Origin of the sequence: Methylocapsa polymorpha (genome assembly GCF_045689225.1) — a bacterium.
GTDB classification, from domain to species: Bacteria; Pseudomonadota; Alphaproteobacteria; order Rhizobiales; family Beijerinckiaceae; genus Methylocapsa; species Methylocapsa polymorpha.
The window spans coordinates 3,047,589-3,073,537 of the sequence record NZ_CP136862.1 but is presented as its reverse complement, the minus strand read 5'-3'; the positions used below and the strand labels follow the sequence as shown (position 1 = coordinate 3,073,537).

The window sequence follows — 25,949 nt, the reverse complement described above, 5'->3', positions numbered from 1 at the left end:
CTCGCGCCACGTGAGAGCCGCCGTCGGCAAGACGACGGCTTTTCCGTGAGGGGATACGACGGTTTCTGCTCCGCAGAGATTAGGAATCTAGAGAATCAAATAAATTAGGTCGTTGAAATTACGTGGATTGGCCTGGGCAGCGCCGAGTCGGCGCCCATGATGCGGGCGTCGCCCAAATATCAGTGGACATAAGCGGACGAGTATCGCAAATTTATCTTTAATAATTCTAAGATGATAATATTCACTTATAATTTCGGCTTCCCCTGACGGCGACAAGGCGCTCGAAATGGGCGTAGTCTCCGTATTCGTTTGGAAGAGAGTCATGGGAAGGATTGCGTCTCTGGACGACCTCGATTTGCGATCCCTGTTGCGGCTCGACGCCGATTTGACCGACAAGACCCTGGAGGAATTCCTTGAATTGATTCGTCGCCGCTATCGGCTGAGCGGCGTCGCATATTTCTGTCCGTCATTTCGCGGATATAGCCTGACCGATCCTTTCATCCTGCGGACTCGGGGCGCGGCATGGGCGGACGCGTACAGGACGACGCGCCGAGCATTGAACGATCCGATTATTCAGATTGGGGCTCGCTCGATGCTGCCAATTGATTGGGCGCGGATTCGACGACGGAGCAAAGATGAAAACCTTCGGATTGGCGACGAGGGGGATCGCCAGGGCCTGATAATCCCGGTCCGGGGCCCAACAAATGGCGTTTGGGCGCTCTTCCTCGTCAAATCAAAGGAAACCGACGCAGAATGGACGGCGAGGCGGCAGGAGCGCACGACAGATCTCGTCCATGTCGCCAATTATGTGCATCAGCGCGCCTGCGAGATGCATGGCGAAGCGCCGCCGGCGGAGCTCAATGCGATCACCAAACGTGAGATCGAGGCGCTTGAATGGGCCGCCGAAGGAAAGACCGTCGAGGACATCGCGATTTTGATGCGCATCTCAGCCGAGACCGTCAAGGCGCATCTCGATTCCGCTCGGTATAAATTGGGGGCGCTCACCCGCATCCACGCGGTCACGAAAGCGATTCGATCAGGGTTGGTCCATTGATTGATCGAGGATGAGAGGCGAGGGATTCAGCACATGCTCGGCGCCGATGATCACGCATGACTCGCGCTCATATCACTCGAAGCTTCCTGCCGATTTTGGAACGATGCGCGCTGACAACACGCCTTTAATGGATCGGATGAGTTGCAGCGTTTCGGGAGGCGCTTCACTATTCAGGTCGATCAGGGTGTAGGCATATTTGTCACGCGACTTGTTGAGCAAATTGTCGATATTGAGATTGGCCGCCGCCAGAACGGCGGAAATCTGGCTCACCATGCCCGGGACGTTCTCGTTCGCAATCGCCAGCCGGGCGCGGCCGCCGCGCGGCATGACCACCTTCGGGAAATTCACCGAATTGCGGATCTCGCCCTGTTCGAGGAAATCCACAAGGGACTCAGCCGCCAAGGTCGCGCAATTGACCTCGGCCTCGGCGGTGGAGGCGCCGAGATGGGGCAGCACAATGGCATGCGGCTGATCGAGAACGGCGCGGGTCGCGAAATCGGTGACATAGGCGCGTAGCTTGCCTTCGCCGAGGACGGCGACCAACGCAGCCTCGTCGACCACACCGGCCCGCGAGAAGTTGATCAGGATCGCTCCTTGTTTCATCAGTGCAAGATGCTGTTTGTCAATAACGTGATTGGTCTGATCGTTCAGGGGGATGTGGAGGCTGATCAAATCCGCCCGCGCCAATAAATCATCGATGCTCCCCGCGCCGATGACGGATGACGAAAGTTGCCAGGCCCGGTTGACCGTAAGAGACGGATCGAAACCGTACACGCGCATCCCCAAACCAATCGCGGAATTGGCCACTTGCACCCCGATGGCGCCCAGACCCAGAACGCCGAGCGTCTTTCCCGCGAGCTCGAAGCCGTCGAAACGCTTCTTCTCCTTTTCCACCTGGCGCTGAATACCCGTATCGTCGCCCTTGAGATTGCGCGCGAAATCCCAGGCCGCGGCGATGTGGCGGGCGGCGAGCAACATGCCGGCGAGAGTGAGCTCCTTCACCGCATTGGCGTTGGCGCCCGGCGCATTGAACACGGGAATGCCGCGCTTCGAGCAAGCCTCGACAGGGATATTGTTCACGCCGCTCCCCGAGCGAGCAACTGCCAGAACGGATTCGGGAATCGGCGCGCTGTGCAAATCGAAGGACCGCAAGAGAATCGCGTCGGGATGGGAGCATTCCGATGCGATCGAATATTTGTCGCGTGGCAGCCAGCTCAAGCCTTCAGCCGGAATTTTGTCATAGGTCAGCACGTTGAACATGGGATCACCCCCGTTTTCTTTCGAATTCGCGCATGAAGGAGATCAAAGCGTCCACGCCTTCTTCAGGCATGGCGTTGTAGATGCTGGCTCGCAATCCGCCCACGGAACGGTGCCCTTCAAGATACGCGAGCCCCGCCTCCTTCGCCTCCGCCAGAAACGGCGTTTCCAGAGCGGCGTCCGCCAGATGGAAAGGGACGTTCATGCGAGAGCGGACGGCTGGGTCCACAGGATTCGAATAGAACGGCAAGGCGTCGATGGCCGCATATAGCTTTTCCGCCTTGCGTATGTTGCGAGCTTCGATGGCTTTGAGTCCACCTTGCTCCTTCAGCCATTCCACCATCAGGCCGGCCACATACCAACTGTAGGTTGGCGGGGTGTTGACCATCGACCCTTCGGCCGCCTGCCGCCGATAATCGAAGGTCGAGGGGGTCCCCGGCAGGGCCTGTCCGATCAGGTCCTCACGCACGATAACCACGGCCAGCCCGGGCAGTCCGATGTTCTTTTGAGCGCTGGCGTAGATGAGTCCGAATCGACCCACCTCCACCGGACGGGACAGGATGTTCGACGACATGTCGGCGACCAGCGGCAATCCGTCCGCCTCGGGCGCGGCCTGGAACTCGACTCCGCCGATGGTTTCGTTGGCGGTGTAATGCAGGTAAGCCGCATCGGGATCGACATTCCACTGCGGCCGCGGCGGGATCGTGGTGAAATTGCTTTCCTTGCCGCTTGCTGAGACTTGCACTTCGCCAAAGAGCCTCGCCTCGGCGATCGCTTTTTCCGACCAATAGCCGGTGCTGACGTAGGAAACCTTCGTCTTGCCGCGCAACAGGTTCAGCGGCACCGCCGCGAATTGCGCGCTCGCCCCTCCCGCCAGGAATAGGACCTTGTAATTTTGCGGGATCTCCAACAATTCGCGGAGATCGGCCGTCGCCTTCTCGGCAATGCCGATGAAATCCTTGCCGCGATGGCTCATCTCCATCACCGTTATCCCGGTGGAGCGCCACCCTCTCAAGTCCTCGCGCGCCTTTTCCAACACTGGCGCAGGCAGCACGGAAGGCCCGGGACTGAAATTATAGATTCTCGCCATCGCCTTCTCCTCAATCAGACCGCGGATCATCTCGCCTCCGACCTGAGTTCGGTGTCCGTGGTCCAGAAATCCGCCGTGATGGAGCGTCAAGCTATTCGACGGCAGGCTCGGCTCGGTCGCGCGCGACTCAATGACAAAGCCACGGGCGGACGGCGACGAGTCGGTCGAATCTTGTTTGGGCGCCCGAGAACAATGTCCCTTGATTCAGATTCCGCCGCCGTCATCGAAGGCCTCGCTGCGCAGCTTCGCCTGGGTGATGTTGCTTCCTGGCGGCACGCTTTGCGTGAGCCAGACATTGCCGCCGATGGCCGAGCCGCGGCCGATGGTGATCCGGCCAAGGATTGTCGCGCCGGCGTAGATTACGACATCGTCCTCGACGATTGGATGCCGGGCGTAGTTCTTGATCAAGGCGCCGTGCTCATCCACTTCGAACCGCTTTGCCCCGAGAGTAACGGCCTGGTAGAGCCGCACATGCCGGCCGATGATCGACGTCTCGCCGATGACGACGCCAGTCCCATGATCAATGAAGAAGCTTTCGCCGATTTCAGCCCCGGGATGGATGTCTATTCCGGTCTCGGAATGCGCGATCTCGGACACGATACGGGCGAGCAAAGGGGCGCCCAGAAGATACAGCTCATGTGCGAGCCGGTGGCGGATGACCGCGGTGACGCCCGGATAGCAGAACACGACCTCGTCGAGGCTCTTGGCCGCGGGATCGCCTTCGAAGGCCGCATGAATGTCGCTTTCGAGCAGCGCGCGCACCTTCGGCAAGGCCGCGGCGAACCCGTTTCTGATCTCGCTTGCCTGCTGCGCCTGATCGGCGCCGCCCTTGTCAGCTTCCTCGGATTCAAGCTGGAGTTCACGACGCGCCTGTTCCTCTAGCGAACGCAGCGCCACGTCCACAGCGTAACCTACGAAACCATCGGCGCCCTCGTCGCTCAGACCCGGCGGCCCGAAATGTCTTGGAAAAAGCGCCGCAACCAGCCCATCGATGACACCGACCACCGCTTCCCGGGATGGGAGCAAGGGCCTCGGACCGTAGCGGCGTCCGCTATGCTCCGACGCAGCGCGTTGATTGTTCAGATCGGCGACGATATGGCCGAGGTCCGCGCCGCGCGCTGTGACGTCATCGCCGCTTTGCTTGACCTGCGCGCTCATGCGGCGAGGCCTTTCGCATCGAAGATCCCCTCAAAGAGCGCCGTGCTGAGATATCGCTCGCCGGAATCCGGAAGAATGGCGACGATCGTCTTGCCAGCGTTCTCGGGACGTTTGGCGATGCGAACGGCCGCGGCGACGGCGGCCCCGCTCGAAATGCCGGAAAGAATTCCTTCCTCGCGGGTCAGACGCCGGGCGTATTCAATCGATTCCTCATTGGTGACCTGTTCGATCGCATCGACCAGCGAAAGATCGAGGACCTCAGGAATAAATCCGGCGCCGATTCCCTGAATCTTGTGAGGACCCGACTTCAGCGGCTGACCCGCTTGGCGCTGCGTCAGCACCGGACTCGCCGCCGGCTCGACGGCGACCGAGACGATCGGCTTCCCTCGCGTGCGCTTGATGTAACGAGAGACTCCGGTGATGGTCCCGCCGGTGCCGACCCCGGACACGAAGATGTCGATCGCGCCTTCGGTGTCGTTCCAGATTTCCGGACCGGTGGTCTCCTCGTGGATGGCGGGATTCGCCGGGTTTTTGAATTGCTGGAGAAGAACGTAACGGTTGGGGTCGGAGGCCGCGATCTCCTCGCTTTTCGCAACGGCTCCGCTCATGCCCGCTGGGCCCTCCGTGAGAACCAGCTTGGCGCCAAAGGCGATCAGCAGCTTGCGCCGCTCAATGCTCATGGTTTCCGGCATCGTCAAGGTCAGCGGAATGCCGCGGGCGGCGGCGACGAAGGCGAGCGCAATGCCCGTGTTCCCGCTCGTCGGCTCCACAAGCTCCTTGCCAGGACCCAGAAGACCGCGGCGTTCGGCGTCCCAAATCATCGATGCGCCAATGCGGCACTTGACGGAGTAGGAAGGATTGCGTCCCTCGATCTTCCCCAAGACCGTAGCTGGCGCGCCGTCGGTGACGCGGTTCAGCCGGACCAGCGGCGTGCGCCCTATGGAAAGCGAGTTGTCTTCATACCAATGCGACATTGAGGGCCTCCCGCGGACCGATTAGAGAAATATTTTCTATAAATAATATAGGCTAATCGCCGTTGAGACATTTTGATCTCAATCAAGCTACATCAATTTAGTAGAGTAAATCGGAAGGGATTTGGGCTCATCCGCCCATTGACGAGGTCGCCTTCGCCTGATTCCAACTGACCGCCGAAGTTTGGAGACGGCTGCGACGATGGCGATGGGCCGGTATTCGATCGGGAAGGAATAGCGGTGACGCCGGTCATTATTGCGCGCCGCCGATCCTGCCGCCGGTTCGGGCTCCAGGCGATCATGAGTCCGTCGGTCGCCCTCTCCAACACCTATGAAGACATAGACGCGCTCTCCGCCGCCCTGCATCGCATCCAGCTGCCGAAATCTCATCGCGCGCGCCTCAGACTAGGCGATCCGCGGCCGGCGTCGACAGGGACGGGCAACGGCTTCGCCAGCGCTGCTGCCCCCAAAGGCGGAATTCATCCATGTAGAGATAGAGAATAGGCGTCGTGTAGAATGTGAGAATCTGGCTGACGATCAAGCCACCGACAATCGCTATGCCTAGCGGGCGGCGGATCTCGCCGCCCTCCCCAAAGCTGACGGCGAGCGGAATGGCCCCGAGAATCGCGGCGAACGTCGTCATCAGAATCGGACGAAACCGCAGCATGCAGGCTTGAAAGATCGCTTCGCGCGGGGAAAGTCCCTGCGTGCGCTCCGCCTCCAGCGCGAAGTCGATCATCATGATCGCGTTCTTCTTGACGATGCCGATCAGCAAGATCACGCCGATGAAGGCGACAAGGCTGAACTCTGCTCCAAACAGCATGAGCGCCAGCACCGCGCCAACGCCCGCCGAGGGCAATGTCGATAGGATTGTGATTGGATGAACGAAGCTTTCATAAAGGATGCCGAGAACGATATAGACGGCGGCGAAGGCGGCCAAAAACAACAGGAGCTGATTATTGTCTGACTGTTGGAACGCTTTGGCGTTGCCTTGCGGCGCGCCGTGAATCGTCGGCGGCATTGCAAGCAGCGTCGTAACCTTATCGATTTCGGCAATGGCTTGGCTGAGCGATGCTCCAGCGGCCAGGTTGAAGGAAATCGTGCTCGCGACGAAAAGCCCCTGGTGATTCACGTTCAATGGCGTCTTGCCAGGCGCGAAATGAGTGAATGCCGAAAGCGGAACCACTTTTTCGCTCGCGTTGCTGACAGCGGCGCCGGCGGAGGCGCTGCCTTTGCCGGTGTTGGCCAAGGCGTTTGTGGCGGCGTTGCGCGCCGTATCATCGGCGCTGGACCGAGCGGATGACGACTTCGTCGCGGCGCCCTTGACCGTGCCGGCCGGCAGATTGCTCTGCGCCGCCCCGCTTGGATTACCGCCCGACGCGCTGATGTAAATTTCACTCAAAATCGAAGGATCCTGCCAGTAGCGCGGCGCAACCTCCATCACGACATGATATTGGTTGATCGCGCTATAGATCGTCGAAACCTGGCGCTGGCCGAAAGCGTCGTAGAGCGTATTGTCGATCTGGCTCGCTGTCAGGCCGAGGCGCGAGGCGGTGTCGCGGTCAATGGTTATATTGGCCGCAGGACCGCCCTGCTGCTGGTCGGAATTGACGTCGGCGATCAGCGGGCTGCGGCGCAGAGCCTCGACCAGCTTCGTCGTGAAGGCGTAGACCTCGTTCGCGTCGTCGCCTTGCAGCGTATATTGATATTGTGCGTTGGATTGGCGTCCGCCCATGCGAAAATCCTGCTGGGCCTGGAAATAAAGCCGGACGCCCGGCACTTGGGCGAGCTTGTTGCGCAGCCGCTCGATGACGCCATCGGCCGTTACGTCGCGCTCCGATTTAGGCTTCAGCTGGATGGTGCTCCCACCTGAGTTCGTTTCTCTGCCGCCGGTGTAGCCGATGACATTCTCGACTGCGGGATCAGTCCGAATGATGTCTTGCAGCATCTTCAGCTTTTCGCGCATGGACTGAAAGGAAATGTCTTGGTCTCCCTGGATGCCTCCATCGATGCGGCCGGTGTCCTGTTGCGGCAGAAATCCCTTCGGTATGACCGTAAACAGCGCCACGTTGAGGCAAATTGTGGCGAAGAGGAGCAGCATGACGACGTCGCCATTGCGCAGCGCCCAGCCGAGCGTGCGCGCGTAGCCGCGAAGGAGCGCCGCGAAAGGATCGAAGCGGCGCCGGCGCAATTCTGCCGGCGGCGGCCGGCGTTTGAGGAAAACCGCGCACATCATGGGCGTAAGAGTAAGCGACAGCGCCATCGAGACGAGGATGGCGAAGGAAAGCGTCACGGCGAATTCGCGGAACACCCGGCCAATAAGACCGCCCATCAAAAGGATCGGAGCAAACACGACGACGAGCGAGATGCTGATCGATATGACGGTGAAGCCGACCTCGCGCGCGCCGACGAACGCCGCCTCGCGCGGCGTCATGCCCGCCTCGAGATAGCGGCAAATGTTCTCCAGGACGACGATAGCGTCGTCGACAACGAAGCCGGTCGCGATGGTCAGCGCCATGAGCGACAATATGTCGATGCTGAAGCCAGCTAGATACATAACGCCGAATGTGGCGATGATCGAGAGCGGCACGGCGACCGCAGGAATCAAGGTGGCGCGAATGTCGCGTAGAAACAGAAAGACGGTCAGCGTCACAAGGCCGATCGAAAGCGCCAAAGTCCATTCGGTTTCCCGCACCGAGGTGCGGATGGTGAGGCTTTTGTCAGCGGCGATCGTCAAGTCGATGCCGGGCGGCATTGCGGCCCTGAGACGCGGCAATTCCGCCTTGACGGCTTCGACCGTCCGAATGATGTTGGCGCCCGGCTGCGCGGTCAAATTCATGACGAGTCCGGGCTTGCCGTTGACGAGGCCTGCATTGCGCAGATCCTCCACCGAATCATTCACCTCGGCGACGTCGGAAAGCCGCACAGCCGCGCCGTTGCGATAGGCGATTACGAGCGCTCGGTAGTCGGCCGCAACACTCGCCTGATCATTGGTGTAGATCTGTATGTGCTGATCATCGTCCTCGAAGGCCCCCTTCGGGCTGTTGGCGTTGGCGGCCGCAAGCGCCGCGCGCACATCCTCGAGGCCGACGCCATATTTGGCGAGCGCATGCGGGTTGATTTCGACGCGGACCGCTGGGAGAGCGGAGCCGTTGATGCTGACCTGACCTATGCCGTCGAGCTGAGACAGTCTCTGCTGCAAAATGTTCGTCGCCGCATCGTAAATCTGGCCCGTCGTAAGCGTCTTCGACGTCATGGCCAGGATCATCATTGACGAGTCGGCGAGATTCACCTTGCGGTAGGTAGGATTGCTGCGCAAGCTCGAAGGCAGATCGACGCGCGCCGCGTTGATCGCGGCTTCAACGTCACGCGCGGCGCCGTCTATGTCGCGATTGAGGTCGAATTGAAGCGTGACGCTGGTGTTGCCGATTGAGCTGCGCGACGTCATCTCCGTTACGTTGGCGATCTGCCCGAGCGCGCGCTCAAGCGGGCTTGCGACGCTTGAAGCTACAGTGTCGGGGTTGGCCCCAGGGAGCGTCGCCTGCACTGAAATCGTTGGAAAATCGATCTGCGGCAGCCTCGCAACGGGGAGGCTGAAAAAGGCGAGGACCCCGGCGAGCGCGATCCCGAGGGCCAAAAGGGTCGTCGCGACCGGCCGCTCGATGAAGGGCGCGGAAATGTTCATTCCGCGCTCTCCCCGGCCAAAACGCCGGCAGGCGGCCGGCCTTGCAGCCGCTCGGCGAGACGAACGAAATAAAGATAGATGACAGGCGTCGTGAACAGCGTCAGCGCCTGGCTGAGGATAAGGCCGCCGACAATCGAGACGCCGAGCGGATGGCGAAGCTCGGAGCCGACTCCGGTCCCGAGCATTAAGGGCAGCGCGCCAAGAATGGCGGCCATGGTCGTCATCAGGATCGGCCGGAAGCGCAAAAGGCAGGCTTCGTAAATTGCCTCCCCCGGCGGCAGCCCATCGTTGCGCTCTGCGTCGAGAGCGAAGTCGATCATCATGATCGCGTTCTTCTTGACGATGCCGATCAACAAGATGACGCCGATAACAGCGACGATGTCGAGCTCTCCGCCGAAGGCCATCAAGGCAAGCAGCGCGCCGACGTCCGCGACGGAGGCGCGAATGGTCGTGGTGCGGTCGCTGAGGACGCTGATGTCGACGACCGCCGGCAAGCTTGATTTTAGCGTCGGCAGCAGTTTCTTGATGTCATTTGCAACCGCGATCACATTGGCGCCTGGCTGACGCCGGATATTGATGACGATGGCCGGCTGGCCGTTGGCCCAAGCGCGGAGCTTCGTATTTTCGGCGCCTTTCACGACGGTGGCGACATTGGACAAGCGCACCGGGGCGCCGTTGCGATAGGCGATGACGAGGCCTAGATATTCCTCAACCTTGCTCAGTTGATCGTTGGCGGTTATCGTCGACGATTGGGCCAGGCCGTCGAAGCCTCCCTTAGGGTTGTTGACGGTCGCATTGGAGATGATGGTGCGCAAATCGTCGATGTTGAGGCCGTAGGCGGCGAGCGCCTCCGGATTGAACTGAACCCGAATAGCCGGCCGTTGACCGCCGCTGATCGCAACCTGCCCGACTCCCGCCTGCTGCGCGATTTTCTGCGCGATGCGCGTCTCGGCGATGTCTTGCAGATCGATCAGGCTGAGCGTCTTCGATGTGACGGCGATGGTCATGATCGGAGCGTCGGCGGGGTTGACCTTGGAATAGACGGGCGGCGCCGGCAGGTCGGCGGGGAGCAGATTGGTCGCGGCGTTGATCGCGGCCTGCACTTCCTGTTCGGCGACATCCAGGCTGAGGTTCAAGCTGAACTGCAATGTAATTACGGAGGCTCCGGCGGAGCTCTCCGACGTCATCTCATTCAACCCGGGCATTTCGCCCATCTGCCGCTCGAGCGGCGCCGTCACTGAAGAGGTCATCACTTCGGCGCTGGCGCCGGGGAGGAAGGTGCGCACCTCGATTGTCGGGTAATCGATTTCGGGCAACGCTGACAGCGGCAGGAACCGGTAGGCGACGGCCCCTGCGAGCACGATCGCCGCCATCAAAAGCGTGGTTGCGACCGGACGCAGAATGAATAGCTTTGATGGATTCATCAGCGGTCCTTTCGGCGGGCCTTTGGCCTCGGCCTGACCTTGAAATCATTTATGGGGACCATTCGCTGACAATCATTCATCGCGCACCCGGCGGCTTCGTCTGGGGTCCGCTCTCACCGCCTCTTTCCGCTTCGCCCGGGCCAGCGAGGCCGGATCCGCCGGCGGCTACGCTGTCGCTCACTGCGACGAAGACCCGAGAGCCGTCATGCAAGCGATCGGCGCCGTCGACGACGACGCGATCGCCTGGGGCCAATCCCGTGGCGACGGCGACCTTGCCATTATCCTGCGGTCCAAGCTCGACGTTGCGCGCCGAAACAGTGTTGTCGGCGCCGATGACGTAGACATAGGCTCCCGTCACGCCGCGCTGAATTGCAGTCAAGGGCGCCGTGACGACGCTGCTCAATAACTTGATCAAGAGCCTGGCTTTGACGAATTGATTTGGAAACAGCTTGTCGTCGAGATTGTCGAACTCGGCGCGGATCTTCACGGTGCCAGTTGTCGTATCGATCTGATTGTCGATGGTCGTCACCTTGCCGACTGCAAGCTGATGGACGTCGGCTCGATCGTAGATTGCAACTTCGAGCGGCGTTCCCACCTTCATCTGCTCCATGATCGCCGGAATTTCATCCTCCGGGACGATGAAAATCACCGAAATCGGCTGCAATTGGGTCAAGACCGCTATGCCGGGATCGGTCGTTTGCACGAAATTGCCGGCATCAACCAGCCGCAGGCCGACGCGGCCGTCGATCGGCGAGACGATCCGCGCATAGGCGAGGTTCAACTTCTGCCCGTCGATGAGAGCCTGGTCGCTTTTGACGGAGCCTTCGGTCTGCTTGACGAGATAGCGCTGATCCTCCGCCTGTTGGCGCGCAATGGAATTCTGCTTCAGAAGCGTCTCATAGCGCGTCATGTCGATCAGCGCCTGATCGAGCAATCCCTGATCATGGGCCAGCTGACCCTCGTATTGGCTCTCCGCCAATTGATATGGACGAGAATCTATCTGCGCCAGAAAATCGCCTTTCTTGACGATCTGGCCCTCCTTGAAGGCGACCTCGATCAATTGGCCGTTGATCTGCGTTTTCACGGTCACATTGGCGAGCGGCGTCACGGCGCCGAGACCGCCGACAGTGACTTTTATATCGCCGAGCGCGATGGTCGCCGCGCCAATGGGCTGGGCTCCAACATCGCGCAATCGGCCGCCCGTCGGCGGACGCTCAGTGGTGACGAAACGATAGGTCGCGAACGCGATCAGAGCCGCAAGCGCGACAAGGACAGCCGTCCGCAGCGGCGGCCCTCTTCGCGGCCTCGTATGCGCCGCGGGCCCTTGGGGCGCCTGCTTTTCTTCGTTCGGTCTCTTCGCTTCACGGAAAAAGAATGGGTCAAGAGCTTCATCGCCCACCGTGCGGGTGCGATCATCCATGGTTTTGAGTCCAATGCCCGGGGCTGACTGCGCTTTGGGTAGTCTCACCTTTCGGCGTTCATCGTGAGGCGCGATCGCCGACGGCGCTCCAAGACGAGAAGGTTGGGTTAACAATCAGCGTGGAAGGCGTTTCGCCAAACGCGTTCGCCGCTTCCCGCAAAGAGCCCGCCCGCGCCGAGCCCGCTGTTCGGAACTGTCGCTCATCGCATGGGAACTCCTCAGGAGGCGCTACTAGTCTACTAACATAGTATAAAAGAACATTAGGAAGTCCGATCGTCACGGGGGTATGCTAGCCTGCGAGGCTTATAGAACCCTACTGTTCTAATATTATAATGGCTTCCGACTTGACAGCTAGGCCGGACGTGATCGGAGATTACGAGCCGAAGGCTTTATGGCCTCAAATCATAGAGAGCCCATGTGGCTCGCATAGGCAGACAAAAAAGAACGTCATGCGCCATCCTGGTTCTCGATCGGGCCGGAGGGAGCATCTCGAAAGCGTTGACCGTGCCGCCCAAGATAACGCTCGCGCCGCGGCCAGCGAAGTCGACGGAGTTGAACCCGGTCGAGAACATCCGGCAATTCATGAGGGACAACTGGCTCTCGAACTGCGTCTTCAAATCCTACCCGGGCATCCTCGACCACTGCCGCCCCGCCTGGAACAAGCTCGCCGACCAGCCCTGACTCCTCATGTCGATCGGAACACGTCAATGGGCGCACGGGTTATAATCAGGAAGACGTGGCATTAGCCGGGAAAAAGGCCGCGGCCCCCAGGGGTGATCGCGATGTCGAAGCCACGGCGGGCCCGCCCGGTCAGGGCGGCAGCCAGCATGGTCATAGCGATCGCCCGTCAAAGGGTTCCCCCAGACGGAAGGCGGAACAATTCGAGACATCATATGTTTCGCTTATACTTGATGTCGAAGCGAAGACTCGGCGCGGCGTTGTTTGAGCGGCGTGAGTCGCGTGGGCGAACGACAGACTGCTGTCAGCAACGCGATTTGGATTCGGATTCTGCGGCTACGTCGAGACGTCTGCAATCAGGGGAGACCATGCGAATGAGCCGTCCCGTTTCCGACGCAATCGTCTTCTTTGGCGCAACAGGGGATCTTGCCAAAAAGCAAATCTTTCCCTCGTTGCTGGGCCTGGTTCGTGACGAAGGGCTAGATGCGCCGATCATTGGCGTCGCCAAGGCAGGATGGACGCTGGACCAGTTCAAGGCGCGCGCCAAAGAAAGTCTCTTAAGTCATGGCGCTCTCGACGCCAAAGCCTTTGCCAAGCTCACGAGCCTCCTTCGCTATGTCGACGGCGACTACAACGACCCGTCGACATATGTGCGTCTGCGCCACGAACTAAGGGAGGCGAAACGGCCCCTCCATTATCTGGCCATTCCCCCCAGCCTATTTGCGACAGTGGCGGAGGGGCTCGCGAAACAGAGCGCTGGAATGGACCCACGTCTCGTAATCGAAAAGCCTTTCGGTCGCAGTAGAGAGTCTGCTCGCCAACTCGACCGCATTCTCGATCGCTTTTTCCCTGAAGAAAACATCTTTCGGATCGATCACTACCTCGGCAAGGAGCCGGTGCAAAACATACTTTATATCCGATTTGCAAATTCGATGTTCGAGCCGATCTGGAACCGCGTCCATATCGGCAGCATTCAGATCACCATGGCCGAGAGTTTTGGGGTGCAGGAACGCGGCAAATTCTATGACGAGACCGGCGCGATTCGCGATGTGCTTCAAAACCACATGCTGCAAGTGCTCGCCAATCTGACCATGGATCCGCCAACTGGCGCGGAATACGATGCTATACGCGATCAGAAGGCCGACTTGTTGAAGGCGGTGCGACCACTGGATGCGGCGAACGTCATTCGCGGCCAATACGTCGGTTATCAGTCTGCGCCCGGCGTCAAATCCGACTCGACCGTCGAAACATTCGTCGCGGCCAAACTTTTCATTGACTCGTGGCGGTGGGCTGGCGTGCCGATTTATATTCGGGCTGGCAAAGGGCTTTCAGTGACGGCCGCGGAAGTGATGGTGTATTTCAGAAAGCCCCCGCGAGAAGCCTTCGCGGAAATCGACGCCGCGGGATCAGGCCATATGCGGATAAGGATTAGCCCCGATGTCAGCATCGCGCAGGGTTTACGAGTCAAACGTCCGGGAGAGACAATGAAGGGCGAAGACGTCGAATTGGTCCTGACGGAGCAAGCGACCGCTTTCAAGCCGCCCTATCAACGTCTCCTCGGCGACGCGATGCTTGGCGTTGGGGAGCTTTTCGGCCGGCGCGACATTGTCGATGCCCAATGGCGCATTGTGGAGCCGGCTTTGGACGAGATTGCTCCTCCGATTCCCTATGCGCTGGGAAGCTGGGGACCAGACGAAGCCAACCAGCTGATTGGGCCAGACGGGCCATGGCGCAATCCACTGCCTCCAGTGCTGGGACCTTGAGACGCCAATGCACGATCTCGTTTTTCTTTTTGACGTCGACAACACTCTTCTTGATAACGATCGTGTCCAGGCCGATCTGGCGGGTCATTTGACCGCCTCATACGGGGTCGACGCCTGCAGCCGCTACTGGGACATTTTCGAAGAGGTGCGCCACCAGCTCGGCTATGCCGATTATCTCGGCGCGTTGGAGCGATTCCGGCTCGAAAAGATGCACGATCCAAGGGTGCTGCGGATGTCAAGCTGGCTCGTCGACTATCCCTTCGGCGATCGGATCTATAAAGGCGCGCTTAATGCGATACAACATGTCCGGCAATGGGGTCACGCAGTTATTCTGTCTGATGGCGATGCAGTGTTCCAGCCTCGGAAAATCGACCGCTCCGGGCTTTGGGCGGCTTTCGACGGCCACGTGCTCATCTATGTTCACAAGGAGCACGAGCTTGCTGATGTGGAGCGCTTTTATCCGGCAAAACGATATGTGATGATCGATGACAAGCTGCCCATCCTCAACGCGGTCAAGAACGTTTGGGGCGCGCGCGTCAGCACCGTGTTCCCGAAGCAAGGTCACTACGCGCTAGACCCGCGTATTCTTGCCGGCTGTCAGCCCGCGGATATTCAATTGGATCACATCAGCGAACTGAATAATTACGCCTTGGCTGCATTTATGTCGAGACCGGCGGAATAACTGCCGGAACAGACAAATATAGCCAAGTCGCGAGGTCGATGCGTATCGCCGGCCAGCCCTTTGGCGATAGCCCCGCGGGCGTGGGAGCCCTACGCCCGCCGTCGCTCAGGCTCGCCTGACGAAAATGCCCTGGCAGTGGGCGCCAAGCCGATCAAAAGTGAAGCTACTCGTCTGAGCCTGGAGGCATGCGCCCCTCCGGCGCGCGGCCGCTCTCCGCGCCAGGCTTCCCCTCAATGCCGGGTGCTCCCGCCGCTCCAGACGATCCGCGATAGTCTTGGCCGACGCCGCTCGACCGGCCTTCGTCTTGCTTCTGAATAGCAGTGCTCGGCTCAGTATTGCTTCCCGCCGCCGGACCCGACGTGGTGCCTCCCTGCTGGGCAGCCGCGACCCCGCCTAGCAAGGCCACGATGGCCGTGCACATCGTCAACAGCCGAATAGACATTGGTTTCTCCCTGCTTTCACTTGAAGATCTGCAAAGTTGAAGCATTTTTGGCGACAACTCGCACTCCATCGAAAACTTCAGTGCAAAGTTACGTCAATTGGACCGCACTTCGCCCGAACGTGACTTGCGCGAATTAGTTGCTTCCAGCATCGTCTTTTTGATCGCTACGACAATGGCCCCGCCCACGCGCCGCGATAGGGTCCATGTCAAAGTCAAGCCAACTTCATCTCGGCGCTCGATGCAAATTCGCATGACGATTTTGCAGGGAATGGCGCGTCTTGTAGACGCCGCATCGGTCCGCCACCGTTTAGAACGCTAACTTGTTCCGCTTGTTGTTTGGGACAAGCGCTCCTACCTCCTGGATCTCGTGCGGGGGCATCGATTCGTCGCCATCTTCGCATCAACCGATACCTCGGCGAAACTGGCGACAATTGATTCCCGCGGTAAATTTGGAAAACTGCGGGTAAACGCTCGCTCGTCAAGTCGTCAAGGATAAGCAATGGCCGATACGAACGTTCCGCCGCCGCTCCTTCCGGCGCATATCGAAGAGACCATTCGGTCTATCGCTCGACTCCATGCAGAACACCATCAGAACACGACGCGGCTTCAACGCGTCGGCGATCGCATGACGGCCTTTGTAGCTCGCCTCAGATTCGTTGCTCTGCTAACCGCCATCACCGTCGGCTGGGTCAGCGTGAATCTGGTTGCCGCCGCGCTCGGCTATCGCCCGATCGACCCGCCCCCCTTCTCAGGACTCGTTGGCGTTGCTTCGATGGCGTCGCTTTACATCGTCGCCTTGATCCTAGCCACCCAGCGGCGTGAATATCAGCTGGCTCAACTCCGGGAACAGCTCACCTTGGAGCTGGCGATCTTAAGCGAGCAGAAGACGGCGAAGGCGATACAACTGCTGGAAGAGGCGCGCCGGGATAATCCGTTTATTCGCGACCGAGTGGATCAGGAAGCAGAGGCTATGGCTCAACCTGCCGACCCGAAATCGGTGCTGGAGGCGATCAAAGAGAGCCACGCCGAGGCCGAGCAGATCAGTGGATAGGCGGAGGCGTGCCGGCCGCGTGGGAGGAACTGCGGAGGCGACGCACCGGCGACGCTGTCCTCTATCGAGAAGCACCTCAGATTGTTTTTGCGAAGGCCCAGCGGATCGGTATCCATCGGCCAAGGAACAAATCGAAATCGCTGAAGTTAACGGGCGGTCCATTTTAGATGGGAGACCGACATGCAATCCATGGACGAACTTTTTCACGCTCTTCTTCAAGACGTTTATTATGCCGAGAAGCAGCTTCTCAAAGCGCTACCCAAGCTGGCGAAGAAAAGCACAAATCAAAAATTGAAGGAGGCGCTGACGAAACATCGCGAGGAAACCGAGGAGCAAGTTGAACGACTTGAGAAGGTGTTTGAGGCCATCGGCAAAAGGCCGCGAGGCAAAACTTGCGATGCGATACTTGGCATCATCGCGGAAGGTCAGGAGGTCATGAATGAGGTCGACGACGAGGCGTTGCGCGACGCTGGCATAGTGTCCTCCGCCCAAGCCGCCGAGCATTATGAAATCGCGCGCTACGGAACGCTTTGTGCGTGGGCGAAGCTACTTGGCCAGGATGAAGCCGTAGAGCTTCTCAGCGAAACGCTGGCGGAGGAAAAGCACGCCGATGAGCTTCTAACCAATATTGCGGAGGCCGGCGTGAATGAAAGCGCGGCCGAGCGGCCCCAGGCCGCTGAATAATTGAGGGCGAGCGAGGCGGTTGATGAATCGGCGACGAAAATCGCAGAGGTCGAGGACGATCACATATGCGCCTACCTTCGCCATGACGGGGCGCTCAGCGGTCACCGTGGAGGAAAAGCTCTGCGATGGCCGCATGGCGACAGGTTGCCACCAGGAATGTCTTCCCGAGGAAGCACGCCAGCTCGGCGTGGATCACCGTTCTAGAACTTTGGCGCAATGGAGTTGCAGAGCCTGAGGGCGCCTGAGGAATGAATTGGAGACCAGATCAGCATGCACTGGCCCCAGGCAATGGCCTTACAGGTCTCATGGCTGGATATCACGGTCCGCCTGACATTCACGACTGTCGCCGGAGGCCTGATCGGCCTAGACAGAAGCATTCATGGCAGGGCGGCCGGCTTACGCACCACGCTACTCGTAACCCTCGCCGCGTCAATCGCGATGATTTTGGCTAACTCTCTTTTGAACGTGGCCGGCAGGCAGCCTGACTCCTTTGTCACGATGGATGTCATGAGACTGCCCCTTGGCGTTTTGACTGGCATTGGCTTCATCGGAGCAGGAGCTATTTTTAGAAACGACGTGCTCGTGGTGGGAGTAACGACCGCCGCCACTTTATGGTTTGCGACAGTCATGGGTCTATGTTTCGGCGCAGGCGCACTTTCACTGGGTTCCATTGCTTTCGTATTAGGATTTGTGGTGCTCTCCAGTTTGAGACAGGTCGACAACTATGTTTTGAAGGATCGAATTGCGAGGCTGGACCTATCGGGTGATGACAATCTTACGGACGAACTAATCCGGCAGATTCTCGCGCCTTTCGACGTCCGCATCACGGACTGCTCTCTCATGGTGGACAAGAGCGAAAGGCGGACAAGCCTAAGCTATGAACTTGAATGGCGCGATCATAGCGGAGACCACGGAATCCCGCGCTTCCTGCTGGAAATTGGCGATCGGTCCGAACTGACCACCTTCAGATGGACGCCAATATTGCTGGGCGTTTGAAGGGTTATTCCAAAAATTTTGCGTCGCCTGCCCCGTGTCTGCGTTGAACGCGCCTCAGAAAACCTTGGCGTCGAGGGCGCCCTCCTTCAGAAGTTCTTCCTTGATTTCGCGGCGTCAGCGCGGTCCTGCGCCGAAAACTCGACCGGCCCAAGCGGGCGCCCTTGCAGCCCCGGCTCTTGATCAATTGAGCGGCTCTCGCTATTGCGAACCATCTCATCGGGGCTCCCGGTCGGCGCATTCCTCCTGCCGGAGCCTGTCCTTGCGACTCTTAGCGAATAATTCGCGAAAGGCGAAGCCGCCGTCGCAATAGGATCATATTAAGTCAAGAATCTCCGCGCGGGATAACGACCAGAGGTCCGGCGCGATCGTCCGCGAAAGGAATAAATGTCCGCGAGAGAAAGGGTCATGTTCAATAGCGTCACGGCGATAGCCTTCGCCCGTCTTCACCTTGGATTTCTCGACATGAATGGCGGGCTCGGCCGGCGCTTCGGCAGTCTCGGGCTCGCGATTGACGGTCGAGCGACCCGCCTTTCGATTCGTCGCGCCGCGGAGACGCAGATCGAAGGCGCCGAGGCCGAGCGCGCATCGAGCCATCTCGACCTTCTCAAGGAGCGCTTCGGACTTACGGCGAACTATAGACTCCAAATTCACGAAGCCATCCCCGCCCACGCCGGTCTCGGATCCGGAACGCAGCTCGCGCTCGCCATCGCCGCGGCCTTGCGGAGGCTCGAAGACGTCGCTTCCGATCTCTCGGAGGACGCCGTGCTGCTGCAGCGAGGCGCGCGCTCAGGCATTGGCGCGGGGCTCTTCGAACGCGGCGGATTGATCGTAGACGGCGGCCGCGGCGAGCGGACAATGACGCCGCCGGTCATAGCCCGCATGGATTTCCCGCAGGACTGGCGGGTGATTCTGGTCCTCGACCCGCATTTGGAGGGCGCGCATGGGCAGCAGGAACGCGCCGCCTTCGCGCAACTCGACGATTTCGACGCCGCAGCCGCGGGCGAGATCTGCCGGCTCGTCCTGATCAAGGCGCTGCCGGCCTTGGCCGAACGCGACATCGAGTCCTTCGGCGACGCCATTGCGCGCATTCAGGACATTGTCGGCGCTTATTTCGCGCCCGCTCAAGGCGGCGCCCCCTACGTGAGCCCGGCGGTCGCGGAAGTCATGGAGGAGCTTCGCCGTCATGGCGCGAAAGGGACCGGCCAGTCATCGTGGGGACCAACGGGCTTCGCCTTCGCCCGCGACCGGGAGGAAGCGCGGCGTCTTAGCGATCTCGCGCAAGAAAAAGTCACAGTCTCCGGTCTAGACATTGTGATCTGCAAAGGACTTAATCACGGCGCGCTTGTGAAGGGTGAAACCTTCGCGGCGATCAAATAGGGGAAAATGCGTGGCCAAGAATATATTGCATATGCTCAGTCCGCTGAAGCACATGAGCCCTTTCGACGTAAATATGGCGCTCGACGCCGGCTATGATTCCGTTACGCCTTATATCGGGGTCACGCTCGATGACGTCACGCCTTTGGTGCAGGACGCAATGTTCTCACGCTCCCCGAAGGACGCTGTCCGCACCGGCGTTTTCATCGCCGGCAAAGACGCCGGCCTCGCTCTCGACATGATGGAGCTTGTGAAAAAGACTCTGTTGAAGCCTTTTGAGATTTCGGCTTTCGCCGATCCGGCGGGTTCCTTCACGACCGCCGCCGCCATGGTCGCCTGCGTCGAGAAGCTTCTGAAGGATAAAAAGAACCGTTCGCTTTCCGGGACGAAGATCCTGATTTTTGGCGCGACGGGCGTTGTCGGCTACGCGTCTGGCGTCATCGCCGCGCTCGAAGGCGCTGAAGTTTTTCTCGCGGGCCATGACGGACCGGCGCGCGTTCAGGCGAAGGCGGACGACATCAAGAAGCGGTTCGGCGTCGAGACGCACGCCGTGGACGGCAGCACCGAGGAAAAGAAAGTCGGAGCTCTTGCCGGCATCGATGTCGTGTTTTGCGCCGCCGCCGCGGGCAGGCAAATCCTGTCGAAGGAGCAGCTCGCGACGGCGAAATCCCTCCTTGTCTCCGCCGATGTCAATGCAGTGCCGCCCGCCGGGATCGAGGGCCTTGACCTTCATGGCAATGGCCAGGAACTGGCTGGGGGGAGCCTCGGGATCGGCCCGCTCGCCATCGGCGACATAAAATACAAGACGGAGTCCGGGCTGTTCCAGCGCATGGCCGCATCCTCCAAAGCGCTCAGCCTGGATTTTCGCGACGCTTTCGCTCTCGCCCGTGAACTCGTCTGAGCCAGGCGCCGCAATTCTCATTGCGGCGACATCTGGAAGAGCTTTGGCCGCAGCCGCGCGGCGGGCGGGATATGGACCGCTCGTCGCCGATTTTTTTGACGACGAAGACACAGGCGTCCTGGCCGAAGCAAATTGTCTTGTGGCGGGCGACCTTCAATCTGGCTTCGAAAGCGCGGCTCTAATCGCCGCGCTCGAAGCGCTCGCCAGAGCACGGGCCCCGATCGGCCTCATCTATGGCGCCGGATTTGAGGATCGCGTCGAGATTCTTCAGGATCTGGCGCTTCGCTGGACGATCTTCGGCAACCCGCCGGAGGTCGTGCGGCGCGTGAAAGACCCATTTGCATTGGCGGCGCTTTGCGCCTCCCTGAGCATTCCGCATCCAGAGATCAGCGTCGAAATGCCGCAGGAAGGGGAACGCGGAGACTGGCTCGTCAAGAGCGTTGGCGGAGCTGGCGGGGGCCATGTCGCGCCCGCCGGGACCTGGCGCGAGGAAGGCGAAAATATCTATTTTCAGCGCATTGCTCGGGGCGATCCTGTTTCAATCCTGCTTCTCGCCGACGGCGCCGAGGCGCAAATGCTTGGCTCAAGCCGGCAATGGCCGGCTCCGGCCCCCGATGAGCCATTCCGCTTCGGCGGCAGCCTGCGCCCGGCCGATCTCGCGCCGCGCCTGGAAAGTCGCCTGACCGAGATCGCTGAAGTGATCGCCCGCGCCTGCCGCCTTCGCGGCCTCAATAGCATCGATTTGCTTGTCGACGGCGACCAGGTCACGCTAATTGAAATCAATCCTCGTCCCGGCGCGACTCTCGATATATTCGAAGATCGGGAGGGATCGCTTTTTCAGGCGCATATCAACGGATGCCTCGGCCGTCTGCCCGAGCGCGCGCTGCAGTTCGAAGGAGCCGCCGCCGCGGCGATCGCCTATGTCGCCCGCCCCATCCCATCGATGCCGGCGCTCGATTGGCCGGATTGGGCGTCCGACCGGCAAAAGGCGCGGACGGCGTTGCATCTGAATGATCCACTTTGCACGATAAAGGCGCGCGCCGCCCTGCCCTCGCAAGCGCGAATGCTTTTGGAGGAACGGACCGCATTCATCCTCGACGAACTAGAACACATTGGGAACGGAGCGGCATCTTGAGCAATATTGGACCAAGCATCAACACATTGACCGGGCACGCGGTCGACCGGCTCATTGCGGACGCGGCGAAATTGCGCGTTGCGGTCTCCAAGGGCGAGCGCGGCGAGACCATTATCGACGCGGGCAAGGCCGCGCCGGGCGGAATCGAAGCGGGCTTGCGCATAGCTGAAATCTGCCTTGGCGGCCTCGGAACGGTCGAACTCGCGCCGAATGGCCCCAATCCGAAATGGCCGTTTCAGATCTTCGTCCGCAGCACCGATCCCGTGATCGCCTGTCTCGCCAGCCAATATGCCGGCTGGGCCTTGTCTCACGGCGAGGGGAAGACGGCGTTTTTCGCCCTGGGCTCGGGTCCCGGCCGTGCGCTCGCGCGCAAGGAGCCGCTCTTCGCCGAATTGGACTATCATGATCACGCCGAGCGCGCGACGCTCGTTCTCGAGTCCGGCAAAGCCCCGCCGCCCGAAATCGTCGACAAGGTCGCGCGCGATTGCGGCGTCGCCACTGAAAATGTCGCCTTTATCTTCGCCCCGACGCAAAGCCTTGCGGGAAGCGTTCAGGTCGTCGCGCGCGTTCTTGAAGTCGCCTTGCATAAGGCCCATGAGTCGAAATTTCCGCTGTCGCGCATCGTCGACGGCCTGGCCTCTGCGCCGCTCTCGCCGCCGCATCCCGATTTCATTCAGGCCATGGGGCGGACCAATGACGCGATCATCTACGGCGGCCAGGCGCATCTTTTCGTGACCGGCCCCGCGGAAGACGCAAAGGCGCTCGCCCAATCGCTGCCGAGCGCGGGATCGCGCGATTACGGCCGGCCTTTCGCCGACGTGTTCAAAGCCTATAAGGGCGACTTCTATTCAATCGACCCGATGCTGTTCAGCCCGGCGCGCGCGATCGTCACCGCTGTCGACACCGGCGAAACCTTCCACGCGGGTCAGATCGATCAAGCATTGCTCGATGTCTCTTTCGGATAGGCTTGGAGCGCCGGCGAGGGCCTCGAGCCGGTTGAAAATCGCGCTGGCGGTCGATCTTTACGATTGGCACGCGCGGGATTTGACTGCCGCTTTCGCGCGTGCCGGAGCGATCGCCGCGCCGATTCGGCTGGCGCAATGCGGATTCGATACGCAGCGGCCAAGCGGTCTTGTCGTTCCTGGCTTCGGCGCCGATTTGCCGGACGCGGTCTTTGTCCGCGCGGTCGGCTTCGGAACCTTCGAAAGCGTGACTCTGCGGCTCAGCGTTTTGCATAGCCTCCGCGACATTGGCGCGCCGGTCCTTAATTCGGCGCGAACCATCGAGCTCTGCGTCGACAAAGCCGCGACGAGCTTTGCGCTGGCGCGCTGCGGCATTCCAACGCCGTCCACCTGGACCGTTCAATCGGAGCAAGCAGCCCGGCAGATTGTGCGGCGCGAAGCGGGTCGAGGCCCGCTCGTCCTGAAGCCCTTGTTCGGCGCCCAAGGATTTGGCCTGAAGCTGATCCGCCGCGTGGAAGATTTGCCTCCATTCGAGGCCGTCGAAGGGGTTTATTATCTCCAACGCTTCGTTACAGGAAATCGAAACGGCTTTCGCGACATCAGGCTGTTCGTTTCGCAAGGCGAGGTCATCGCCGCGATGACGCGCCACGCCAAGCATTGGATCACGAACGTCAAGCTCGGGGCGCGGCCAGAATGGTTCGAGCCGGACGCGGCCATGATCGAACTCGCTTTGCGCTCATCGGCGGCGGTCGGCGCTGATTTCGCCGGGGTCGACATTATCGAAGATGCGGCGGGCGCGCCCTACGTGCTCGAAGTCAACAGCATGCCGGGCTGGCGCGGCTTGCAGAAGGTCGCGCCTTTCTCCATCGCGGATCGGCTCGTCGATCATGTTTTGGCGCGCATCGGCGGGCGCGCGGCGGAGACGGCCGGGTGAATGAAATTGCGGCGGCCTTCATCGCCTCATGTCGCGACGAAATCGAAGCGCCGAAGCCGGGCAATGTCCATATTTTCGCCGAGGGCCACGGCATGACCGCCGATGAATTTCTTCGCAGCGCCGAAGCGGCCGCCCCCGCGATCGGCGAATCCTCGGCTTCCATCGGCGATCGCATTCTCGCCGCCGTCGAGGCGACATGGGCGAGCGTCGGGATGAACACCAATCTCGGCATCATTCTCTTATGCGCGCCCCTCGCCATCGCAGCGCAAACGGACGGCGATCTTCGATCGGCCTTGAAAGGCGCCCTCGCCAGACTGACCCGCGCGGATGCGGCCGCCGCCTTTTGCGCCATCCTTCGCGCGTCCCCGGCAGGGCTCGGCGAGGCGCGCCGCCATGACGTTCATCAGGCGCCGGACGCAACCCTTTTGGAGGCGATGCGGGCAGCGGCCGACAGGGACAGGATCGCCTACCAATATGCGTTTGATTTCGTTGACGTGTTCGAGACCGGCATAGGCGCTCTCAATGCAGCGCGCAGCAAGCTATGGCCCGCGCCCTGGCCGACCGTCGCCATCTATCTCGCCTTTCTCGCCGGCTTCCCGGATAGTCACATCGCGCGCAAGAAAGGCCTAGCGCGCGCCGCAACGGTCCAAGGCGAGGCGGCAAACATACGACACCGATTTGTCAGTTATTCAAACCCGGCGGAAGCGCTCCCCGATCTCCTGGATTTCGATCAGCGGCTGAAGGCCGACGGGCTCAATCCCGGCACGAGCGCCGACCTCACCGTCGCGACGGTTTTTGCCGATCGCCTAACTCGTATCTTGATCGAGCGGCGCAATAATGATTGACTGCGCCCGCCGCGGAACGCGTCCGCTGCTATCTGGCCAACCGGCCCGGCGCTGCGCCGGGCGTTGACAACAAGGATAATCATCTGCATTTGTCGAGCTGCTTCGACCGCAGTTTAATACGGAAACGCAAGGGGATTACAAGCATGGCCAAGATAAACAGGCTCCTCGTCGGCGAGTCGCTCGTTGGAGAGGGCAATGAAGTCGCTCACATCGACCTGCTGATCGGACCGCGCGGCAGCGCTGCGGAAACGGCTTTCGCCAATGCGCTCACCAACAATAAGGATGGGTTCACCACGCTGCTCGCCGTCATCGCCCCGAACCTGCTCGTCAAGCCGGCGACCATCCTGTTCAACAAGGTGACGATCAAGAACGCGAAGCAGGCTGTTCAGCTCTTTGGCCCGGCGCAGCATGGCGTCGCCAAGGCTGTCGCCGACAGCGTGGCCGATGGGATCATTCCGATCAAGGAAGCTGACAACGTCTTCATTTCCGTCGGCGTCTTCATCCATTGGGAAGCCAACGACGACAAGAAGATCCAAGATTACAATTATCAAGCCACCAAAGAATCCATCGCCCGCGCCATCAGCGGCGAGCCGACGCCCGCCCATGTCGTGGCGCAGCGCAATATCGCGAAGCATCCTTTCGCGCCGAACTGAGCCGCTCGGAAAGCAGGACATAAAAGGGGGCTTTGGCCCCCTTTTATTTTGCGTTTCTGACGCCTTCCTATTCGACGGCGGCGAGATCGGCGCTGGTCAATCGGCCATCATGCAGCGCCGAAGCGACAAGGACTCCGTGGACGCCCGCTTGCGTCAGGCGTCCGAGATCCGCAGAACCGCGCAGGCCGCCCGCCGCATAGATCATGGATTCCGGCGCGCAGGCGGCAATTGCGGCAAGTCGATCCATGTCGGGGCCGGCATTGCCGCCGACGCGCGCAAGGGCCATGACAATGACGCGCGCCGGCCAGAGATGAGGGGTCGCGCAAAGAGCCTCAGGCCCAAGAAAGGCCTCGCCGCGAAAATCGAGGGAGAGAAGGACGCGGTCTTCCTTGCCGAGCGCCTCGACAGGCGCAATGTTTCGCAATGTTTCGCTCCCGAGAACGAGATGCGCGCGCGGATGGCGGGCGAGCCATGAGCGAGCTTTATCGGAATCATTCACGCCGGCGTCGACCCAAAAGGTCACGGATGGAAAAGCCTCGCTCAGCGCATCGAGGCTTTGCGCATGACCGCCGCGCGATTCAATCGCGTCGAGGTCAGCCGCATAGATCGTGCGAAAGGGATAGAGCCTCAAAAACCCAGCGACGACATCGACCGGCGCGCTTGTGGACGCCAGAGGCGTTACGATCGGCGCATAGGCGTCCCGCCGGCCAAGGCGCGCGCGGACGACGGCGCCGCCTTTGAGGTCGATCACGGGAATGACTTCCATCATGCGTTCCTAGATCATTTAAGC

At 60.5% G+C, this 25,949-nt stretch carries 24 protein-coding genes; 15 read left to right on the top strand and 9 right to left on the bottom strand.

The genetic code is table 11. From position 1 onward, the window contains the following. Nucleotides 1–322: 322 nt before the first annotated feature. Complete coding sequence (locus RZS28_RS14210; protein WP_407338389.1) at nucleotides 323–1,054, top strand: autoinducer binding domain-containing protein; 732 nt, start codon at nucleotides 323–325, stop codon at nucleotides 1,052–1,054. Between the two features lie 72 nt (nucleotides 1,055–1,126). On the opposite strand, the gene RZS28_RS14205 is transcribed toward RZS28_RS14210, so the two are convergent. Beyond that, the gene (locus RZS28_RS14205; RefSeq protein WP_407341135.1) at nucleotides 1,127–2,191 is read right to left on the bottom strand and encodes a phosphoglycerate dehydrogenase; all 1,065 of its coding nucleotides are present in this window, start codon (nucleotides 2,189–2,191) and stop codon (nucleotides 1,127–1,129) included. Here RZS28_RS14205 and RZS28_RS14200 point away from each other — a divergent pair. Beyond that, nucleotides 2,094–2,297, top strand: coding sequence for a hypothetical protein (locus tag RZS28_RS14200; protein ID WP_407341180.1), 204 nt, complete (start codon nucleotides 2,094–2,096; stop codon nucleotides 2,295–2,297). The two genes, RZS28_RS14205 and RZS28_RS14200, sit on opposite strands and share 98 nt — an antisense overlap. Before the next feature lie 21 nt (nucleotides 2,298–2,318). On the opposite strand, the gene serC is transcribed toward RZS28_RS14200, so the two are convergent. From serC to RZS28_RS14170, 6 genes are all read right to left on the bottom strand, one after another. Beyond that, on the bottom strand, nucleotides 2,319–3,401 hold the full coding sequence (gene serC, locus RZS28_RS14195; RefSeq protein WP_407338388.1) for a 3-phosphoserine/phosphohydroxythreonine transaminase: 1,083 nt from the start codon (nucleotides 3,399–3,401) through the stop codon (nucleotides 2,319–2,321). A gap of 204 nt (nucleotides 3,402–3,605) precedes the next feature. Continuing rightward, nucleotides 3,606–4,559, bottom strand: coding sequence for a serine O-acetyltransferase EpsC (epsC, locus tag RZS28_RS14190; protein WP_407338387.1), 954 nt, complete (start codon nucleotides 4,557–4,559; stop codon nucleotides 3,606–3,608). Next, on the bottom strand, nucleotides 4,556–5,533 hold the full coding sequence (gene cysK, locus RZS28_RS14185) for a cysteine synthase A (protein WP_407338386.1): 978 nt from the start codon (nucleotides 5,531–5,533) through the stop codon (nucleotides 4,556–4,558). Before cysK ends, epsC begins: the two co-directional genes overlap by 4 nt. A 397-nt stretch (nucleotides 5,534–5,930) precedes the next feature. Then, entirely contained in the window at nucleotides 5,931–9,215 is a 3,285-nt protein-coding gene (locus RZS28_RS14180) for an efflux RND transporter permease subunit (protein ID WP_407338385.1), read from the bottom strand. After that, the gene (locus tag RZS28_RS14175; RefSeq protein ID WP_407338384.1) at nucleotides 9,212–10,639 is read right to left on the bottom strand and encodes an efflux RND transporter permease subunit; all 1,428 of its coding nucleotides are present in this window, start codon (nucleotides 10,637–10,639) and stop codon (nucleotides 9,212–9,214) included. Before RZS28_RS14175 ends, RZS28_RS14180 begins: the two co-directional genes overlap by 4 nt. Before the next feature lie 76 nt (nucleotides 10,640–10,715). Continuing rightward, on the bottom strand, nucleotides 10,716–12,059 hold the full coding sequence (locus RZS28_RS14170) for an efflux RND transporter periplasmic adaptor subunit (RefSeq protein ID WP_407338383.1): 1,344 nt from the start codon (nucleotides 12,057–12,059) through the stop codon (nucleotides 10,716–10,718). Between the two features lie 504 nt (nucleotides 12,060–12,563). Between RZS28_RS14170 and RZS28_RS14165 the strand changes: the two genes are divergently transcribed. The 3 genes from RZS28_RS14165 to RZS28_RS14155 all read left to right on the top strand — a co-directional run bounded on the left by RZS28_RS14165 (nucleotide 12,564) and on the right by RZS28_RS14155 (nucleotide 15,182). Next, entirely contained in the window at nucleotides 12,564–12,740 is a 177-nt protein-coding gene (locus tag RZS28_RS14165; protein WP_407338382.1) for a hypothetical protein, read from the top strand. Nucleotides 12,741–13,111: 371 nt separating this feature from the next. After that, nucleotides 13,112–14,500: a glucose-6-phosphate dehydrogenase gene (gene zwf / locus RZS28_RS14160; protein WP_407338381.1), complete on the top strand. Its 1,389-nt coding sequence runs from the start codon at nucleotides 13,112–13,114 to the stop codon at nucleotides 14,498–14,500. 7 nt (nucleotides 14,501–14,507) lie between these two features. Beyond that, nucleotides 14,508–15,182 (top strand): HAD family hydrolase, encoded by a 675-nt coding sequence (locus RZS28_RS14155; protein WP_407338380.1) that lies wholly within the window; start codon nucleotides 14,508–14,510, stop codon nucleotides 15,180–15,182. Between the two features lie 163 nt (nucleotides 15,183–15,345). On the opposite strand, the gene RZS28_RS14150 is transcribed toward RZS28_RS14155, so the two are convergent. Continuing rightward, on the bottom strand, nucleotides 15,346–15,624 hold the full coding sequence (locus RZS28_RS14150) for a hypothetical protein (protein WP_407338379.1): 279 nt from the start codon (nucleotides 15,622–15,624) through the stop codon (nucleotides 15,346–15,348). A gap of 499 nt (nucleotides 15,625–16,123) precedes the next feature. Between RZS28_RS14150 and RZS28_RS14145 the strand changes: the two genes are divergently transcribed. The 10 genes from RZS28_RS14145 (at nucleotide 16,124) to fae (ending at nucleotide 25,159) form a co-directional block, all read left to right on the top strand. Next, nucleotides 16,124–16,675, top strand: coding sequence for a DUF1003 domain-containing protein (locus RZS28_RS14145; protein ID WP_407338378.1), 552 nt, complete (start codon nucleotides 16,124–16,126; stop codon nucleotides 16,673–16,675). A gap of 180 nt (nucleotides 16,676–16,855) precedes the next feature. Beyond that, nucleotides 16,856–17,359 carry a ferritin-like domain-containing protein gene (locus RZS28_RS14140; RefSeq protein ID WP_407338377.1) on the top strand — a complete coding sequence of 168 codons (504 nt, stop codon included), beginning with the start codon at nucleotides 16,856–16,858 and terminating at the stop codon, nucleotides 17,357–17,359. A gap of 288 nt (nucleotides 17,360–17,647) precedes the next feature. Beyond that, on the top strand, nucleotides 17,648–18,355 hold the full coding sequence (locus RZS28_RS14135; RefSeq protein ID WP_407338376.1) for an MgtC/SapB family protein: 708 nt from the start codon (nucleotides 17,648–17,650) through the stop codon (nucleotides 18,353–18,355). Between the two features lie 405 nt (nucleotides 18,356–18,760). After that, nucleotides 18,761–19,732 carry a beta-ribofuranosylaminobenzene 5'-phosphate synthase family protein gene (locus tag RZS28_RS14130; protein WP_407338375.1) on the top strand — a complete coding sequence of 324 codons (972 nt, stop codon included), beginning with the start codon at nucleotides 18,761–18,763 and terminating at the stop codon, nucleotides 19,730–19,732. Between the two features lie 31 nt (nucleotides 19,733–19,763). Next, nucleotides 19,764–20,630, top strand: coding sequence for an NAD(P)-dependent methylenetetrahydromethanopterin dehydrogenase (locus RZS28_RS14125; protein ID WP_407338374.1), 867 nt, complete (start codon nucleotides 19,764–19,766; stop codon nucleotides 20,628–20,630). After that, nucleotides 20,617–21,765: an ATP-grasp domain-containing protein gene (locus RZS28_RS14120; RefSeq protein WP_407338373.1), complete on the top strand. Its 1,149-nt coding sequence runs from the start codon at nucleotides 20,617–20,619 to the stop codon at nucleotides 21,763–21,765. Before RZS28_RS14125 ends, RZS28_RS14120 begins: the two co-directional genes overlap by 14 nt. Then, nucleotides 21,759–22,730, top strand: a complete 972-nt coding sequence (mch, locus tag RZS28_RS14115) for a methenyltetrahydromethanopterin cyclohydrolase (protein ID WP_407341134.1) — start codon at nucleotides 21,759–21,761, stop codon at nucleotides 22,728–22,730. Before RZS28_RS14120 ends, mch begins: the two co-directional genes overlap by 7 nt. Further along, nucleotides 22,714–23,661 (top strand): RimK family alpha-L-glutamate ligase, encoded by a 948-nt coding sequence (locus RZS28_RS14110; protein ID WP_407338372.1) that lies wholly within the window; start codon nucleotides 22,714–22,716, stop codon nucleotides 23,659–23,661. The genes mch and RZS28_RS14110 overlap by 17 nt, the downstream gene beginning before the upstream one ends. Continuing rightward, complete coding sequence (locus tag RZS28_RS14105) at nucleotides 23,658–24,506, top strand: triphosphoribosyl-dephospho-CoA synthase (protein ID WP_407338371.1); 849 nt, start codon at nucleotides 23,658–23,660, stop codon at nucleotides 24,504–24,506. The genes RZS28_RS14110 and RZS28_RS14105 overlap by 4 nt, the downstream gene beginning before the upstream one ends. Before the next feature lie 143 nt (nucleotides 24,507–24,649). Further along, nucleotides 24,650–25,159 carry a formaldehyde-activating enzyme gene (gene fae, locus RZS28_RS14100; protein ID WP_407338370.1) on the top strand — a complete coding sequence of 170 codons (510 nt, stop codon included), beginning with the start codon at nucleotides 24,650–24,652 and terminating at the stop codon, nucleotides 25,157–25,159. Nucleotides 25,160–25,226: 67 nt separating this feature from the next. Here the strand turns inward: fae and RZS28_RS14095 are convergent, their stop codons facing one another. Continuing rightward, complete coding sequence (locus RZS28_RS14095; RefSeq protein WP_407338369.1) at nucleotides 25,227–25,928, bottom strand: HisA/HisF-related TIM barrel protein; 702 nt, start codon at nucleotides 25,926–25,928, stop codon at nucleotides 25,227–25,229. Nucleotides 25,929–25,949 lie beyond the last annotated feature (21 nt).

Coding starts and splice junctions, on each gene's coding strand:
- RZS28_RS14180 (WP_407338385.1), bottom strand. CDS start 9,215: ATGAACATTTCCGCGCCCTTCATCGAGCGGCCGGTCGCGACGACCCTT.
- RZS28_RS14175 (WP_407338384.1), bottom strand. CDS start 10,639: ATGAATCCATCAAAGCTATTCATTCTGCGTCCGGTCGCAACCACGCTT.
- RZS28_RS14140 (WP_407338377.1), top strand. CDS start 16,856: ATGCAATCCATGGACGAACTTTTTCACGCTCTTCTTCAAGACGTTTAT.
- RZS28_RS14210 (WP_407338389.1), top strand. CDS start 323: ATGGGAAGGATTGCGTCTCTGGACGACCTCGATTTGCGATCCCTGTTG.
- RZS28_RS14135 (WP_407338376.1), top strand. CDS start 17,648: ATGGCCTTACAGGTCTCATGGCTGGATATCACGGTCCGCCTGACATTC.
- RZS28_RS14110 (WP_407338372.1), top strand. CDS start 22,714: ATGTCTCTTTCGGATAGGCTTGGAGCGCCGGCGAGGGCCTCGAGCCGG.
- RZS28_RS14155 (WP_407338380.1), top strand. CDS start 14,508: ATGCACGATCTCGTTTTTCTTTTTGACGTCGACAACACTCTTCTTGAT.
- RZS28_RS14130 (WP_407338375.1), top strand. CDS start 18,761: ATGTTCAATAGCGTCACGGCGATAGCCTTCGCCCGTCTTCACCTTGGA.
- RZS28_RS14170 (WP_407338383.1), bottom strand. CDS start 12,059: ATGGATGATCGCACCCGCACGGTGGGCGATGAAGCTCTTGACCCATTC.
- epsC (WP_407338387.1), bottom strand. CDS start 4,559: ATGAGCGCGCAGGTCAAGCAAAGCGGCGATGACGTCACAGCGCGCGGC.
- zwf (WP_407338381.1), top strand. CDS start 13,112: ATGAGCCGTCCCGTTTCCGACGCAATCGTCTTCTTTGGCGCAACAGGG.
- RZS28_RS14200 (WP_407341180.1), top strand. CDS start 2,094: ATGCCGCGCTTCGAGCAAGCCTCGACAGGGATATTGTTCACGCCGCTC.
- fae (WP_407338370.1), top strand. CDS start 24,650: ATGGCCAAGATAAACAGGCTCCTCGTCGGCGAGTCGCTCGTTGGAGAG.
- RZS28_RS14145 (WP_407338378.1), top strand. CDS start 16,124: ATGGCCGATACGAACGTTCCGCCGCCGCTCCTTCCGGCGCATATCGAA.
- RZS28_RS14095 (WP_407338369.1), bottom strand. CDS start 25,928: ATGATGGAAGTCATTCCCGTGATCGACCTCAAAGGCGGCGCCGTCGTC.
- serC (WP_407338388.1), bottom strand. CDS start 3,401: ATGGCGAGAATCTATAATTTCAGTCCCGGGCCTTCCGTGCTGCCTGCG.
- RZS28_RS14150 (WP_407338379.1), bottom strand. CDS start 15,624: ATGTCTATTCGGCTGTTGACGATGTGCACGGCCATCGTGGCCTTGCTA.
- cysK (WP_407338386.1), bottom strand. CDS start 5,533: ATGTCGCATTGGTATGAAGACAACTCGCTTTCCATAGGGCGCACGCCG.
- RZS28_RS14125 (WP_407338374.1), top strand. CDS start 19,764: ATGCTCAGTCCGCTGAAGCACATGAGCCCTTTCGACGTAAATATGGCG.